Source organism: Pseudomonas turukhanskensis (assembly GCF_027922365.1).
In the GTDB taxonomy this organism is placed as follows: domain Bacteria; phylum Pseudomonadota; class Gammaproteobacteria; order Pseudomonadales; family Pseudomonadaceae; genus Aquipseudomonas; species Aquipseudomonas turukhanskensis.
Map to the genome: position 1 here is coordinate 527,876 of NZ_BSFN01000001.1, position 15,485 is coordinate 543,360.

The following is a 15,485-nucleotide window of genomic DNA, read 5'->3' on the forward strand; positions in this document are numbered from 1 at the left end:
TATCGCGCGAGCGATATCCACCGTTTCGCAGGCAGGAGAGTGAAGCTGCGGGGATCGCCTGTGGGGCCAATCGCTAGCGCCGGTAGACGCTCGGCGTCTGCCCGCTCCAGCGCAAAAACGCATGGCGAAAGCTGGCGGTTTCGCTGTAGCCCAGTTGTTCGGCGATCAGGTAGATCGGCATGTCGGTCTGCATCAGCAGTTGCCGCGCCTTGTCGTAGCGCACTTCATCGAGCAGGCGCTGGTAGCTGGTGTTCATGCGCGTGAGGTGCCGGCGCAAGGTGCGGGCGCTGCGGTGCAGGTGGCTGGCCACGCGTTCCAGGCTGGTGGCTTGCGGCATGTTGTTGCTCAGGTGGTGGCGGATCTGTTCCAGCACGTCCTGGCCGCTGTCCAGTTGCGCCGCCAGTTTCAGGCATTGCTGCACGCCGTAATGGCAGCTCACCGGGTCGGCCAGCGGCAGTTCACGGTCCAGCAGTGCGGCGCTGAAACACAGGGTGCTGATCGATTCGCCAAACTCCACCGGGCAACCAAACAGGCGGTTGTAGGCGTGGGCATGCAGGGGCGGCCGGTACGACAGCTGCACCCGGCGCGGGCGCACGGCCTCGCCCAACAGGTCGCGAATTACCGTGAGCAGCGAGGTCAGGCACAGCTCGGTGTTGAACACCATCAGCTCCGGCGCGTAGCGATAACCGCGTGCCACCAGACGGGCTTCGTCGCCGTCCTCTTCCAGGTGCAATTTGAAATAGGTACCCAGCAGCGTTTGTTGTGCCAGGGCCAGGTTGAGCGCATCGCGCAACGTCCGGCTGGCCAGCATGCTGTATCCGAGAATGCCGTAGGCCGATACATGCATGCGTAGACCCAGTGAAAGACCCAGGGCTGGGTCGCGGGTGCAGTGGATGGCATTGGCAAATACCCGCAGCTCTTGTGCCGGGCTGATCAGTTTCTCTGGCGTCTGCAGGTCCGCGCTGCTGAGGCCGCTGTCCATCAGCAAGCGTTGTTCCGGAACGCCGCTGATGCTGAGTTGGCTGACGGCTAGCGCGATGGTGTGAAGGGTGGTTCTGGCGCGATCTTCGGGAAGTAATGACAGACTCATATCTCTTCCTAAGTGCTTCTTCTTGTAACGCCGCAGCGTTTGGCTGCAACCGGCGTGGACGGTTAAGTTTCAATTCAGCTTGGCTGTGCTATTTCTAGCGCCGCTTTTCTACCCTGCCACCTGTGCGAGAACGCCCCCGATGCGTCGTCTGCTGACCTTGAAGTACCTGCTAGGAGCCGTGGCGCTCGGTGCAATGATCCTGCTGGCCGTGGCCGGCCAGGAATTCCGCTTGTTCGAGCGGGCCTGGTTTCAAGTGCAAGAATGGCGCCATGGTGAGGACTGGCAGGCGCGCTCGCTGTGGCTGCCGGCCTACCGGGTGAGCGTGGAGGCCATGCCGATAGAGGGCCTGGATGACGATGTGTCGGCGCTGACCTACGACCCCGACCGCAACACCCTGTTTACCGTCACCAACAACCGGCCGCATATCATCGAATTGTCGCTGGAGGGCAAGGTGCTACGGCGTGTCCCGCTGTTGGGCTTTGGCGACCCGGAGGCCATCGAGTACATCAGCCCCGGGTTGTACGTGATTACCGATGAGCGTCAGCAGCGGCTGATCAAGGTGCACCTGGATGAAAGCTCAACCCCGGTGCGCGCCGAGGAGGCCGATCAGCTGTCGCTGGGCATTGGTTTGAATGGCAACAAGGGCTTTGAAGGGTTGGCCTACGACCCCGAAGGCAAGCGCCTGTTCGTGGCCAAGGAGCGCGACCCGGTGCGCATCTATGAGGTGCACGGTTTCCCCCATACCAACCTCGACCGCCCCTTCGCCGTGCATGTGGTGGACGACCCCAAGCGCGATGCCGGGTTGTTTGTGCGCGACCTGTCGAGCCTGGATTTCGATGTGCCCACCGGGCACTTGCTGGCGCTGTCGGATGAGTCGCGACTGGTGATCGAGCTGGATGTGAATGGCAAGCCGATCAGCACCCTATCACTGCTGCGTGGCAACCATGGGCTGAAGAAAACCGTGCCGCAAGCGGAGGGGATTGCCAGTGATAACCAAGGCAATCTGTATATCGTGAGTGAGCCGAATCTGTTCTACGTCTTCAAGAAGGAAGGGTGAGTCAGGCCTGATTTCAACAACCTGGATCCCCGCCTGCGCGGGGATGACGGAGATAGGGCTAACCCCCCGTCGTCCCCGTGTAGGCGGGGACCCAGAATTTCGGATAGGGCGAGGTGTTAGCTGCGCTTGAGGGTCTTGACCCCTTCACTGGTCCCCAGCAGCAGCAAGTCCGCCCCGCGCGCCGCAAACAACCCGTTGGTGACCACGCCGACAATGGCGTTGATCTGAGTTTCCAACTCGGCCGGATTGGTGATCTGCATATTCATCACGTCGAGGATGATGTTGCCGTTGTCGGTGATCACGCCTTCGCGGTACACCGGGTCGCCGCCCAGTTTCACCAGCTCACGCGCCACATGGCTGCGGGCCATGGGGATCACCTCTACCGGCAGCGGAAAGTTGCCCAGCACCGGCACCAGCTTGCTGCCGTCGGCGATGCAGATAAAGGTTTGCGCCACAGCGGCCACGATTTTCTCACGGGTGAGCGCGGCACCGCCGCCTTTGATCAGGTTCAGGTGCTCGTCGCTTTCGTCGGCACCGTCGATATAGAACTCCAGGTCGCTGACGCTATTGAGTTCATACACGGGAATGCCGTGGCCCTTGAGGCGCGCAGCGGTGGCTTCGGAGCTGGCCACGGCGCCGTCGAAAGCACCTTTGTGCTGGGCCAGGGCGTCGATAAAGCAGTTGGCCGTGGAGCCGGTGCCGACGCCGACGATGCTCTTGTCATTCAGTTTGGGAAGGATGAAGTCGACGGCCGCCTGAGCCACGGCCTGTTTGAGTTGATCCTGAGTCATCGCGGGTTCTGCGCCTGAGGTAAACGGGGAGGCGCGGATTATAGCCTCGCTGGCCGGATAGCGGGTGGCCGCACGCCTGAGCGCTGGAGTAGACTGGCCCACCCCCGCCTGACAGCCAAGAATGCCGCCATGCTTGAACAGTACGTGAAGAAAACCCTCACCTCGCGCGTTTATGACGTTGCGGTGGAAACCCCGTTGCAGCCCGCCCGCCAGCTTTCCGAGCGCACGGGCAACCAGATTTTGCTCAAGCGCGAAGATCTGCAGCCGGTGTACTCGTTCAAGATTCGTGGCGCCTATAACAAGCTGGCGCAACTGAGCCCGGAAGAACTCGCCCGCGGCATGGTTACCGCCTCGGCCGGCAACCATGCCCAGGGCCTGGCGCTGGCCGCCAAACACCTGGGCGTGAAAGCCACCATCGTCATGCCGCGCACCACACCTGAGCTGAAAGTGCAGGGCGTGCGCAGCCGCGGTGGCAAGGTCGTCTTGCATGGCGACAGCTTTCCCGAGGCCTTGGCCCATTCGCTGAAGCTGGTGGAGGAGAAGGGCTACGTCTATATCCACCCCTACGACGATGAATACGTGATTGCCGGGCAAGGCACCATCGCCATGGAAATCCTGCGCCAGCAGCAGGGCCAACTGAACGCCATTTTCGTACCGGTGGGCGGCGGCGGGCTGATCGCCGGTATTGCGGCGTTCGTCAAATACCTGCGCCCGGAAATCAAGATCATCGGCGTCGAGCCGGAAGACTCCAACTGCCTGCAAGCGGCCATGGCGGCGGGTGAGCGGGTGGTGCTGAGCCAGGTGGGCCTGTTTGCCGATGGCGTGGCGGTGGCGCAGATCGGCAAGAACAACTTCGATATCTGCCAGCACTACGTGGACGAAGTCATCACCGTCAGCACCGATGAAATCTGCGCGGCGATCAAAGACATCTACGATGACACCCGTTCCATCACCGAGCCGGCCGGTGCCCTGGCCGTGGCCGGGATCAAGCGGTATGTCGAGCGCGAAGGCATCACCGGCCAGGTGCTGGTGGGCATCGATTCGGGTGCCAACGTCAACTTCGACCGCCTGCGCCACGTGGCCGAGCGTGCCGAGTTGGGCGAGGGCCGAGAGGCCATCATCGCCGTGACCATCCCCGAGAAACCCGGCAGCTTCAGGGCCTTCTGCGAGGCCATCGGCAAACGGCAGATCACCGAATTCAACTACCGCTACCACACCGAAAAAGAAGCGCACATTTTTGTCGGCGTGCAGACCCACCCCGAAACCGACCCGCGAGCGGCGCTGGTGGACGGGCTGCGCGCTCAGGGCTTCCCGGTGCTCGACCTGACAGACAACGAACTGGCCAAGCTGCACATTCGCCACGCCGTCGGCGGCCATGCGGCGGCGGTGCCGGATGAAAGCGTCTTCCGTTTCGAATTCCCGGAGCGACCGGGCGCGCTGTTCAACTTCCTCACCAAGCTGGGCGGGCGCTGGAACATCACCATGTTTCACTACCGCAACCACGGTGCGGCGGATGGCCGCGTACTCGCCGCCCTGCAGGTGCCCGAAGATGAGCGCCATCTGGTGCCGGCCGCACTGGAAGAAATCGGTTATCCCTACTGGGATGAAAGCGACAACCCGGCCTACAAACTGTTTCTGGGTTAATTAACGATCAGATGCGCCGCCACCGCCGGTGGTAGGCGCACACCGCCTGACAGGGACGCAAGAATGGAACACTACCTGCTGTTCAAGATCATCCACAGTGCCGTGGCAGTGCTGCTGCCGCTGGGCGTGATCGCTCATATTTTTATGCTGTACAAAGCCCAGAAGCGCGGCGACATGGCGGTGCTGCAACGCAAAGTGCGCCGCACGCGCCTGATTAGTCTGCCGGTCTTTGCGGTGTTGGCGGCGACCTTGCCGGTAAGCGGCTTTTACCTGGTTCATGTCGCCGGTTGGCCGCTGAGCCAGCTGTGGCTGCTGCTTAGCACGGTACTGTTTATTGTGCTGTTTATTGTCGGGCTGCTGCTGTCCGGTCGCCTGGCTACCTGGGAGGCGTTAGGCCCGGTCGCCGCGCCGCAGCGGCTGCAGCGCTTTGCCCTGGTATATGGCGTGCTGATTCTGGTGCTGCTGGTGGCCATCATGGGGTTGATGGGCGCCAAGCCGGCCTAAGCCGCTGTTGATCGCGTAGGGTGTGCTCCGCGCACCGAGCGATAGTGTGGTGCACGCGACGGTACCCCACACCCTACCAAGCGTAATCAGTCACGCAGACTGATCACCGGCCAGCCGCGACGCTCGGCCTCGGCGCGCAGCGTCGGGTCCGGGTCTACCGCAAACGGGTGGGCGACTTTTTCCAGCAGCGGCAGGTCGTTCATCGAGTCGCTATAGAAGTAGCTGTCTTCCAGGCTTAGCCCGGTTTCTGCCAGCCAGCGGTTCAACCGCGTCACTTTCCCTTCTTTAAAGCACGGCACGTCGGTGGTGCGCCCGGTATAGCGGCCGTCGACCATCTCGCATTCGGTGGCCAGCAAGGTATCCACGCCCAGACGGGCGGCAATCGGCCCGGTGACGAAGCGGTTGGTGGCGGTGATGATCAGCAGCTTGTCGCCGGCTTCGCGGTGCTGCTGCAGCAGGGCGACTGCCTTGGGCGTGATGATTGGCTCGACGCAATCGCGCATGAACTCGCGGTGCCATTGGTCCAGTTGGGCCATCTCGGTGCGGCCGAGAATTTCCAGGCTGAAATTGAGGTAGTCGGTGATATTCAGCTTGCCGGCCAGGTAGTCCTGATAAAAGGCATCGTTGCGCGCCTTGTATGCCACGCCGTCAAGGATGCCGCGTTCACACAGGTAATCACCCCAGGCATGATCGCTGTCGCCAGCCAGAAGGGTGTTATCGAGGTCGAACAAAGCCAGGCGCATGGGTAATCTCGCTTTACAGGTCACTATGGGGATCACACGGGGGGCACAGAATACGGCCTTTACACGGCATTTCCCATTCCTACAACTGCCGGTTTGCTGGCATCACGACCTTTGTGAAAGAATGCCGAAACATGCGTTTACGAGGTTGTGCCGTGATCGATTCTGATGGTTTTCGCCCTAATGTCGGCATCATTCTGACCAATGATGTTGGGCAAGTGCTGTGGGCACGTCGTATCAATCAGGATGCCTGGCAGTTTCCCCAGGGCGGCATCAATGACCATGAGTCGCCGGAAGAAGCGCTGTACCGCGAATTGAACGAAGAAGTGGGGCTGGAGCAAGAAGATGTGCAGATTCTTGCCTGTACCCGTGGCTGGTTGCGGTATCGTCTGCCGCAGCGTCTGGTGCGTACCCACAGCCAACCGCTGTGCATCGGGCAGAAACAGAAGTGGTTTCTGCTGCGCCTGAAGTCCGCTGAAGAGCGGGTGCGCATGGATTTGACCAACAAACCGGAATTCGATGGCTGGAAGTGGGTGAGTTACTGGTACCCGCTGGGGCAGGTCGTGACATTCAAGCGCGAAGTGTATCGCCGCGCCTTGAAGGAACTGGCCCCGCGTCTGTTAGCACGAGACTGAAAACTCAACATGTTTGCGGGCCGCGTAAAAACGCAGCGAGCGAAGGATAGGCAAGGCGAAAAGGGGCGAAAAAGCGGAGTTGGCGGTAGCCAATGAGCATGTTGAGCCTGTTTTCAACGCAGCTTAATCGAGCGCAGTAGTTTTTACGGGGTCCTACGAAGGAGTCACATTCGAGCCATGCTCAACACGCTGCGCAAGATCGTCCAGGAAGTGAACAGCGCCAAAGACCTCAAGTCGGCGCTGACGATTATTGTGCAGCGGGTAAAAGAGGCCATGGGCAGCCAGGTCTGCTCGGTTTACCTGCTCGACCCGGAAACCAACCGTTTTGTGCTGATGGCCACCGAGGGCTTGAACAAGCGTTCCATCGGCAAGGTCAGCATGTCCCCCAGCGAAGGTCTGGTGGGTTTGGTCGGTACCCGCGAAGAACCCCTGAATCTGGAAAACGCTGCCGATCACCCGCGCTATCGCTACTTTGCCGAAACCGGTGAAGAGCGTTATGCCTCGTTCCTTGGCGCGCCGATCATCCACCACCGTCGGGTGATGGGTGTTCTGGTTATTCAGCAAAAGGAGCGTCGCCAGTTCGACGAGGGCGAAGAAGCCTTCCTGGTGACCATGAGCGCGCAGCTCGCCGGTGTTATTGCGCACGCTGAGGCCACCGGCTCCATCCGCGGCCTGGGCCGTCAGGGCAAAGGCATTCAAGAAGCCAAATTCACCGGTGTGGCCGGCTCGCCGGGCGCGGCCGTGGGTACCGCCGTGGTGGTGCTGCCGCCTGCCGACCTGGAAGTGGTACCGGACAAAACCGTTACCGACATTGCTGCCGAGCTCTTGCTGTTCAATCAGGCGTTGGAGCGCGTACGCGCCGACATGCGCGCGCTGTCCGCCAAGCTCGCCACCCAACTGCGCCCGGAAGAACGTGCGCTGTTCGATGTGTACCTGATGATGCTCGACGATGCCGCCCTGGGTGGTGAAGTCACCACCGTGATCAAGACCGGCCAGTGGGCCCAGGGCGCCCTGCGCCAGGTGGTGGGCGAGCACGTCAACCGCTTCGGCCTGATGGACGACGCCTACCTGCGCGAACGCGCCTCGGACGTCAAAGACCTCGGCCGCCGCCTGCTCAGCTACCTGCAGCAGGCGCGCCAGCAAAACCTGGTTTATCCCGACAACACCATTCTGGTCAGTGAAGAGCTGACCCCGGCCATGCTTGGCGAAGTGCCCGAAGGCAAGCTGGTTGGGTTGGTGTCGGTACTGGGTTCGGGTAACTCCCATGTGGCGATCTTCGCCCGCGCCATGGGCATTCCCACGGTGATGGGTGCGGTCGATTTGCCGTACTCGAAAATCGACGGCATTCAACTGATTGTCGACGGCTACCACGGTGAAGTCTTCACCAACCCTAGCGACGTGCTGCGCAAGCAATACGTCGAAGTGGTGGAAGAAGAACGCCAACTCACCCAGGGCCTCAGCGCCTTGCGCGAGCTGCCGTGCGAAACCCTCGACGGCCACCGCATGCCGCTGTGGGTAAACACCGGCCTCCTGGCCGACGTGGTACGCGCTCAGGAGCGCGGCGCCGAAGGGGTGGGCCTGTACCGCACTGAAGTGCCGTTTATCATGAAAGAGCGCTTCCCCAGCGAAAAAGAACAACTGGCCATCTACCGCGAGCAACTGGCCGCCTTCCATCCGCTGCCGGTGACCATGCGAAGCCTGGATATCGGTGGCGACAAGGCGTTGTCCTACTTCCCGATCAAGGAAGACAACCCGTTCCTCGGCTGGCGCGGCATTCGCGTCACGCTCGACCACCCTGAAATCTTCCTGGTGCAAACCCGCGCCATGCTCAAAGCCAGCGAGGGCCTGGATAACCTGCGCATTCTGCTGCCGATGATTTCCGGTGTCGCTGAACTGGAGGAAGCGCTGCATCTTATCCACAGGGCCTGGGGCGAAGTGCGCGACGAAGGCACCGACGTGCCGTTGCCGCCGGTGGGCGTGATGATCGAAGTGCCGGCGGCGGTGTATCAGGTGCGTGAATTGGCGCGGCAGGTGGATTTTCTGTCCGTCGGCTCCAACGACCTGACCCAATACTTGCTGGCGGTGGACCGTAACAACCCGCGGGTTGCCGACCTCTACGACTTCCTCCACCCCGCCGTGCTGCACGCCCTGAAGCTGGTGGTCGATGGCGCCCATGCCGAAGGCAAGCCGGTGAGCATCTGCGGCGAAATGGCCGGTGACCCCTCGGCAGCGGTGCTACTGATGGCCATGGGCTTTGACGGCCTGTCGATGAACGCCACCAACCTGCCGAAGGTAAAATGGCTGCTGCGCCAGATCAGCCTGAGCAAAGCCAAGGAGCTGCTGGCGCAGTTGATGACCATCGATAATCCACAGGTTATCCACAGCAGCCTGCACCTGGCGCTGCGTAACCTTGGGTTGAGCCGGGTGCTCAATCCGGCCGCCACTATCCAGTCCTGACGCTGGATAAACGTAGGGCGAATATCCGTTTGCGGATATCCGCCGTGCCATAAAATGAGTCGGCGGATACCGCCGGGTGCGGTATTCGCCCTACACCGCCATGTCTTAAGTGTTACCCCTCCAACCGCACCTCGCCCAAATGCCCGCCGTAAGGCCCGAAACTGCGCTCCACCAACAAGCGTAGGCCATCGGCCTGGGTAATTAGCGCGCTGCAGGCGCGGGTGCCGTAAGTGCGGCTGGCGATAAACACGCTGGAAAGCAACTGCTCGCTGGCCAGGCCAATGCCGGTATCGGGCAAGCTGGCATCGGGCGGGCGCTGCGGGTCGGTAAGAATGGCGAAGAGCGCTTCGGGTTCGGGCGCACCCAGTACTTCGCTGAGGGCCGCCTTGGCCTTGTCTACCTTTGGCCAGGGCGTATCGAGGGTGGCGTTGGACAATCCATACACGCCAGGCTCCAGCAGCCGCGGCTGCCCTTCGCGGGAGTTGAAGAACCACATCTGCTGCGCATCTGCCAGCAGCAGGTTGAAGCCGGCGTAGTTGCCGGCGCGTGGTAGCAGGTCGTCGAGGTAAGTCGCCGGTGACAGGTCGCTGCGTAGAAACTCGGCCACCAATTCGCCGCGGGAGCGGCCAAACGGCGGTTGGCGTGGGTCGCGGATATTGGTCAGGGCCGCAAAACGCTGGCCGGCGGCGATGCCGAGCCAGGCGCCGCCGGCTTCCAGATCGCGGCCAGCGAGCACCTGCGGAGCGTCTTCCCAAGGCGCCAGAGGGAGTGCGGGACGGTCGTAGAATTCATCACGGTTGGCGGCCAACACCAGCGGTTGAGCGTGGTTGGGGCGCCAGGCGAAAACGATCAGACACATTTCCAATTCCTTATGACAGGCTTCTGGCGCAGTGATCGACTGCGTACAGGCACTCCCGTGCCGGGGGCCCGCTCACTTTACTCGTCCGTCACGCCGATCGTCATCTCTGGAGAGGGCCGGGCGCTTCCGTTACCATGCCGCATTGTTTTGGGGGTGCGGATGGAATTTTTGCTCTATTTGCTACTCGGTGCCGGGGCCGGTGTGCTGGCCGGGCTGTTCGGTGTGGGTGGCGGCATTATCATCGTGCCCGTGCTGGTGTTCAGCTTTACCGCACAGGGGTTTGACCCGGCGATTCTCACCCAGATGGCGGTTGGCACCTCCTTGGCAACTATCATCTTCACCTCGATCAATGCCGTGCGTGAGCACCACCGCAAAGGCGCGGTGCGCTGGGAGATCGTGGTGTGGATGAGCCTGGGCATCGTAGTGGGAGCCGGCCTCGGCGCGCTGACGGCCAAGGCCATCCACGGTGAGTACCTGCAAAAAATCATCGGCGTGTTTGCCATCGCCGTGGCCATTCAAATGGCCTTCGCCCTGAAACCCAAAGCCAGCCGTGGTGTCCCAGGCAAGCCCGGGCTCAGCGTGGCAGGCGTGATCATCGGGTGGGCCTCGGCGCTGTTTGGCGTGGGTGGCGGTTCGATGACCGTACCGTTCCTGAGCTGGCGCAGTGTGCCCATGCAGCAGGCGGTGGCGACGTCCTCGGCTTGCGGGTTTCCAATTGCCCTGGCCGGCGCCCTGAGTTTTATCTGGGTGGGTTGGCACGACCCGCGTCTGCCGGTCTGGAGCCTAGGCTTTGTGTACCTGCCCGCGCTGCTGGGCATTGCCCTGACCAGTATGTTTTTTGCCAAATTCGGCGTGCGTCTGGCGCACCGCTTGTCCCCCGTGTTGCTTAAACGTTTATTTGCCCTGCTGCTGGTTTGCGTGGGTACCAGTTTCTTGATTTAAGGAGTCCACATGCTGGCTTATCCGAACATCGACCCGGTGGCCCTGGCCCTCGGCCCGCTGAAGATCCACTGGTACGGCCTGATGTACCTGGTCGGCATCGGCGGCGCCTGGTTGCTGGCTTCTCGCCGCCTGGCACGTTTCGACCCCACCTGGACCAAGGAAAAACTTTCCGACCTGGTGTTCTGGGCCTCCATGGGCGTGATCGTGGGTGGGCGTCTGGGTTATGTGCTGTTCTACGATCTGCCGGCTTATATCGCCAACCCCATGCTGATTCTCGAAGTGTGGCGCGGCGGTATGTCCTTCCACGGCGGCTTTATCGGCGTGATGCTCGCGGTGCTGTGGTTTGGCCGGCGCAACGGCAAAAGCTTCTTCGAGCTGATGGACTTCATCGCCCCGTTGGTGCCGATCGGCCTGGGCGCCGGGCGTATCGGTAACTTCATCAACGCCGAGCTGTGGGGCAAGGCCACCGACGTGCCGTGGGCAATGATCTTCCCCACCGACCCTGCGCAACTGCCGCGTCACCCCTCGCAGCTGTACCAGTTCGCACTGGAAGGCGTGGCCCTGTTTGCCGTGCTCTGGCTGTACTCGCGCAAGCCGCGGCCCACCATGGCCATTTCCGGCATGTTCGCGCTGTTCTACGGCATCTTCCGCTTTATCGTCGAATTCGTCCGCGTGCCGGACGCCCAGCTGGGTTACCTGGCGTGGGGCTGGCTGACCATGGGCCAGGTGCTGTGCGTGCCAATGATCGTTGCAGGTGTTGCCCTGATCGTCTGGGCCTACCGCCGCGAGCCTGCCGCCCCTAAAGGAGTCGTGCAATGAAACAGTACCTGGACATGATGCGCCTGGTGCGCGAGACCGGCACCTTCAAGGCCGACCGCACCGGCACGGGCACCTACAGCCTGTTCGCCCACCAGATGCGCTTCAACCTGGCCGATGGTTTTCCCTTGGTGACCACCAAGAAGTGCCACCTGAAATCCATCATCCATGAGTTGCTGTGGTTTTTGCAGGGCGACACCAACATCAAGTACCTGAAGGACCACGGCGTACGCATCTGGGACGAATGGGCCGACGAAAACGGCGACCTCGGTCCAGTATACGGCTACCAGTGGCGCAACTGGCCGGCGCCCAACGGCGAGTCAGTCGACCAGATCAGCAAGCTGATCGAGATGATCAAGAAGAACCCCGACTCACGCCGCCTGATGGTTTCGGCCTGGAACCCGGCGCTGGTCGACCAGATGGCCCTGCCACCCTGCCACGCGCTGTTCCAGTTCTACGTCGCCGACGGCAAGTTGAGCTGCCAGCTGTACCAGCGCTCGGCGGATATCTTTTTGGGCGTGCCGTTCAATATCGCCAGCTACGCACTGCTGACCCTGATGGTGGCGCAGGTGTGCAACCTGCAACCGGGTGAGTTCATCTGGACCGGCGGCGACTGCCACCTGTACGCCAACCACCTGGAACAGGCCGACCTGCAGCTGACCCGCGAGCCGCTGCCGTTGCCGACCATGAAGTTGAACCCGGACGTAAAAGACCTGTTTGCCTTCAAATTCGAAGACTTCGACCTGCAGAATTACCAGGCGCACCCGCATATTTCTGCGCCGGTCGCGGTGTAAACCGCGACCGTAGGAGCCAGCTTGCTGGCGAAGTTCTTGAATCAAGAGCTTCGCGAGCTCGCTCCTACAGGGGACGGCGCGCTCTAAGCCGCAGCGCCCGGCAAATACGGCTGCCAACTCTCTGGCACATGCTCCAGACGCGGGTAATTCAGCGCATTCAATTGCAGGTGCGACAGCACGAAGGGCGTATGCCGCATCGCCACCGGCAAGGCCCGCAGCTCGCTTAACCACAGGCTCACGTACGCCGCTTCAGGGTCGAACCGCCGCGCTTGCAGCAGTGGATTGAGGGTCTGGCTACGTACCGGATCGCAGGCGATGCCGGTGAGGTACGCCCAGTTGCCCCAATTGCTCGCCGCTTCATAATCCAACAAATGCTCTTCGAACCAGGCCGCGCCGTGGCGCCAGTCCTGACGCAGCTCATTGACCAGATAACTGGCCACCACTTGCCGCCCACGCTTGCTGATAAAGCCGGTGGCCGCCAGCTCGCGCATGCACGCATCCACCAGCGGCATACCGGTGCGGCCTTGGGTCCATTGCAGAAAACGTTCGTCCACGGCCGTTGGCGCTTGCTGCGTCGCCTTCAGGCCGCCGGCCTGGAACAGCGCCTCACCCCGGCGTACCAGGGTCCAGCGGAAGAACTCGCGCCATAACACCGCGCGCCACAGTTCCTGGGTCGACTCATTGCGCCCGTACTGCGCTTCGTGGCGGCGCAGGTCGGCTACTACGCGGCGCACCGACAGGCAGCCATTGGCCAACCACGGCGACAGCTTGGAGGAATATTCAGTGCCAATCAGGCTGTCACGGGCGCTGGCGTATTGGCGCACGCCCTGGCTGTCCCACAGGTAATCACGCAGGCGGCCCTGGGCGGCGGCTTCGCCACCGGAAAACGGAAAGGCGCTGTCGGCGATATGAATCGGTTCGCCCAGCCCCAGGTGCGACAGGGTGGGCGGCGGCATCAGCAGCTCCACGGCCGCTTCGGGAATAGCCGGCAGCCGCTCGGGTGCGGCCAGCGGCTGGAACACCACCAGGCGTTCTTCCATCACGGCACAAAAATCGCGGTACACCGCGGGCAACTGCTCGACCGGGCAAGGCAGTTCGCTGGCTTGCAGCAGGCCGTGGCCCGGCACTAGGCGCAGCGGCACCTGGCCCAGTTTCGCGCGCAGCCGGGCGATTTCGCTCAATGCCTGTGGGGCGATTTCCTCGTGGGTGACCACTTCGCTGATATCCAGCCGCTCGGCCAGCAGCGGCAGAATATGTTCCGGCTGGCCCTGCACCACCAGCAGGTGGGAGCCCCGTGCGCGCAGGGCGCCATCCAATGCCAGCAAGCTTTCCAGCAGAAAACGCGCACGGTGTACGCCGAGCGCGCGGGCGCCCAGTTGGCCTTGCTGCAATAATTTGGGGTCCAACACGTAAACCGGCAGCATTCGCTCGCTACTGGCGGCAGCAATCAGAGCGGGGTGGTCATCCAGACGCAGGTCGTGTTTGAACCACAGTAAGGAGCGGCGCATGCATGATTTCCTTGTCAGTGCTTGGCGGCATCGAAGAGTGCCCCAGAGGGCATGCAGCTAAATATAGGCGTGCGTTTTTTTTCCATAACGCCGCTTGTCTGGCGCTTTTTTCGCCGGGAAACTGACACCGAGCGGATCCGCTCGGCAGTGCCCGTCGTAAAGCACTAAACTACCGCTCCTTATACATAGGGCGCCGCTGAAGTGGCAACTAGCCACCCGTTTTAACCAAAGCCCAACTGCGATTTCCGATGAAAAACCTGCTTTTAGCTGCTCTGCTTACTTCGCTTCTAGGCTGCACCACCGGCCTGCGGATCGACACCAGCCACCCCTCGAAAAATCAGGACGAGCGGGTGCAATACGTAATCCTGCACTACACCTCCACCAACCTGCAGCGCTCGTTGCAGCTGCTGACCACAGGTGAAGTGAGCAGCCATTACCTGATCGACGCCGGCCCGGCCACGATTTACCAACTGGTGGATGAGAGCAAGCGCGCCTGGCATGCCGGCGAAAGCGAGTGGGAAGGGCGCACCTGGCTCAACTCCACCTCCATCGGCATCGAGCTGGTGAACCCTGGCTACGACGAAACTCCGCAAGGGCGGGTGTGGTACCCCTTTACCGATATGCAGATCGACGCACTGATTGCGCTGCTCAAAGACATCACCGCCCGCAACCATATCGAGCCGCGCCATGTGATTGGCCACAGCGACATTGCCCCATTGCGCAAGCTCGACCCGGGCCCGCTGTTCCCTTGGGAGCGTTTGGCAAAAGCCGGTTTCGGTTTATGGCCAGAAGCCAAGGCCGTGGCCGAGGCGCAAATGGCATTCGAGCAGAACCTGCCGCCCATCAGTTGGTACCAGCATCAGTTGGCCAATCTGGGGTACGCCACGCCGCAGAATGGCGAGCTGGATGTCGCCACGCACCATGTGCTGGCCGCCTTCCAGATGCATTTCCGGCCGCACCGTTTCGACGGCCAGCCGGATGCGCAAACGGCAGCGTTGTTGGTGGTATTAAACCGGATGAATAAACCGCGGTAGGTTGGGGTGCAGCGAAACCCAACGTTACCCAAAAAGTCGCCCCACTATCGTTTCCACGGCGGACCTGAGAGGGCGCCGCTGTCCTGTCTGCACCTGCAAGTGGCACCGCGGTCCGTCTGGACACGGCGAGTGGGCATGTCCCTTCGTACCGTTGGGCTTCGCCCAACCTACGCCAACATGCCAGCCACGGTGGTGCGCAACAAATCCAGACTGAACGGCTTGGTGATGGTGGCGATTTTCGCCTGGCTGACGCCGGTCTGGTAATCCTGTGCGGCATAGCCGCTGGCAAACAGCACCGGCAAGTTGGGGCGGCTCTGGTGTGCAGCGGCCATCAGTTGCTGGCCGCTCATGCCGGGCAGGCCGATATCGCTCATGAGCAAATCCAGTGGCTGCTCGCTTTGGATAATGGCCAGCGCGTCCGGGCCGTTTTCGGCTTCCAGCACGTTATAACCGAGCTCCTCCAAGACCTCGACGGTCAGCATGCGCACGACCTCGTCGTCCTCGACCAGCAGGATGGTTTTGTGGGCGTTCTGGCTATGGCTGTCGGGCATGAAACGGTCTCGAATTAGGGGCAAAAAATAAAAGTGCAACTGGTTGGAAAATTGGCTGACCAA

The 15,485-nt window shown here is 61.8% G+C and carries 15 protein-coding genes; 9 read left to right on the top strand and 6 right to left on the bottom strand.

Going from position 1 to position 15,485, the window contains the following annotated elements:
• Positions 1–73: 73 nt before the first annotated feature.
• Positions 74–1,090: an AraC family transcriptional regulator gene (locus PKE98_RS02345; RefSeq protein WP_271193661.1), complete on the bottom strand. Its 1,017-nt coding sequence runs from the start codon at positions 1,088–1,090 to the stop codon at positions 74–76.
• A gap of 139 nt (positions 1,091–1,229) precedes the next feature.
• Between PKE98_RS02345 and PKE98_RS02350 the strand changes: the two genes are divergently transcribed.
• Positions 1,230–2,147 (top strand): SdiA-regulated domain-containing protein, encoded by a 918-nt coding sequence (locus PKE98_RS02350; protein ID WP_271193662.1) that lies wholly within the window; start codon positions 1,230–1,232, stop codon positions 2,145–2,147.
• 116 nt (positions 2,148–2,263) lie between these two features.
• Here PKE98_RS02350 and rpiA read toward each other — a convergent pair whose 3' ends face one another.
• Entirely contained in the window at positions 2,264–2,938 is a 675-nt protein-coding gene (gene rpiA / locus PKE98_RS02355; protein WP_271193663.1) for a ribose-5-phosphate isomerase RpiA, read from the bottom strand.
• A 129-nt stretch (positions 2,939–3,067) separates the two neighbouring features.
• Between rpiA and ilvA the strand changes: the two genes are divergently transcribed.
• Together ilvA and PKE98_RS02365 are read left to right on the top strand one after the other, a co-directional pair.
• Complete coding sequence (gene ilvA, locus PKE98_RS02360) at positions 3,068–4,582, top strand: threonine ammonia-lyase, biosynthetic (protein WP_373877795.1); 1,515 nt, start codon at positions 3,068–3,070, stop codon at positions 4,580–4,582.
• 63 nt (positions 4,583–4,645) lie between these two features.
• On the top strand, positions 4,646–5,086 hold the full coding sequence (locus tag PKE98_RS02365) for a DUF2269 family protein (RefSeq protein ID WP_271193664.1): 441 nt from the start codon (positions 4,646–4,648) through the stop codon (positions 5,084–5,086).
• 86 nt (positions 5,087–5,172) lie between these two features.
• Here PKE98_RS02365 and PKE98_RS02370 read toward each other — a convergent pair whose 3' ends face one another.
• Entirely contained in the window at positions 5,173–5,829 is a 657-nt protein-coding gene (locus PKE98_RS02370; RefSeq protein WP_271193665.1) for a histidinol-phosphatase, read from the bottom strand.
• Between the two features lie 152 nt (positions 5,830–5,981).
• On the opposite strand from PKE98_RS02370, the gene PKE98_RS02375 reads away from it, so the two are divergent.
• Positions 5,982–6,461, top strand: a complete 480-nt coding sequence (locus tag PKE98_RS02375) for an RNA pyrophosphohydrolase (protein WP_271193666.1) — start codon at positions 5,982–5,984, stop codon at positions 6,459–6,461.
• A 177-nt stretch (positions 6,462–6,638) separates the two neighbouring features.
• Positions 6,639–8,918, top strand: coding sequence for a phosphoenolpyruvate--protein phosphotransferase (gene ptsP / locus PKE98_RS02380; protein WP_271193667.1), 2,280 nt, complete (start codon positions 6,639–6,641; stop codon positions 8,916–8,918).
• 112 nt (positions 8,919–9,030) lie between these two features.
• Here ptsP and PKE98_RS02385 read toward each other — a convergent pair whose 3' ends face one another.
• A complete protein-coding gene (locus tag PKE98_RS02385; RefSeq protein WP_271193668.1) occupies positions 9,031–9,777 on the bottom strand; it encodes an NRDE family protein in 747 nt (248 codons plus the stop codon).
• A 159-nt stretch (positions 9,778–9,936) separates the two neighbouring features.
• Here PKE98_RS02385 and PKE98_RS02390 point away from each other — a divergent pair, with 159 nt between their 5' ends.
• From PKE98_RS02390 to PKE98_RS02400, 3 genes are read left to right on the top strand one after another with little or no spacing between them, the layout of a single operon-like run.
• Entirely contained in the window at positions 9,937–10,719 is a 783-nt protein-coding gene (locus tag PKE98_RS02390) for a sulfite exporter TauE/SafE family protein (protein WP_271193669.1), read from the top strand.
• Between the two features lie 9 nt (positions 10,720–10,728).
• Entirely contained in the window at positions 10,729–11,538 is an 810-nt protein-coding gene (gene lgt / locus PKE98_RS02395; protein ID WP_271193670.1) for a prolipoprotein diacylglyceryl transferase, read from the top strand.
• A complete protein-coding gene (locus PKE98_RS02400) occupies positions 11,535–12,329 on the top strand; it encodes a thymidylate synthase (protein WP_271193671.1) in 795 nt (264 codons plus the stop codon). The genes lgt and PKE98_RS02400 overlap by 4 nt, the downstream gene beginning before the upstream one ends.
• A gap of 83 nt (positions 12,330–12,412) precedes the next feature.
• Here the strand turns inward: PKE98_RS02400 and PKE98_RS02405 are convergent, their stop codons facing one another.
• Entirely contained in the window at positions 12,413–13,837 is a 1,425-nt protein-coding gene (locus PKE98_RS02405) for a DASH family cryptochrome (protein ID WP_271193672.1), read from the bottom strand.
• Positions 13,838–14,073: 236 nt separating this feature from the next.
• On the opposite strand from PKE98_RS02405, the gene PKE98_RS02410 reads away from it, so the two are divergent.
• On the top strand, positions 14,074–14,871 hold the full coding sequence (locus PKE98_RS02410; protein WP_271193941.1) for an N-acetylmuramoyl-L-alanine amidase: 798 nt from the start codon (positions 14,074–14,076) through the stop codon (positions 14,869–14,871).
• Between the two features lie 167 nt (positions 14,872–15,038).
• On the opposite strand, the gene PKE98_RS02415 is transcribed toward PKE98_RS02410, so the two are convergent.
• The gene (locus PKE98_RS02415; protein WP_271193673.1) at positions 15,039–15,422 is read right to left on the bottom strand and encodes a response regulator; all 384 of its coding nucleotides are present in this window, start codon (positions 15,420–15,422) and stop codon (positions 15,039–15,041) included.
• Between the last annotated feature and the right edge of the window lie 63 nt (positions 15,423–15,485).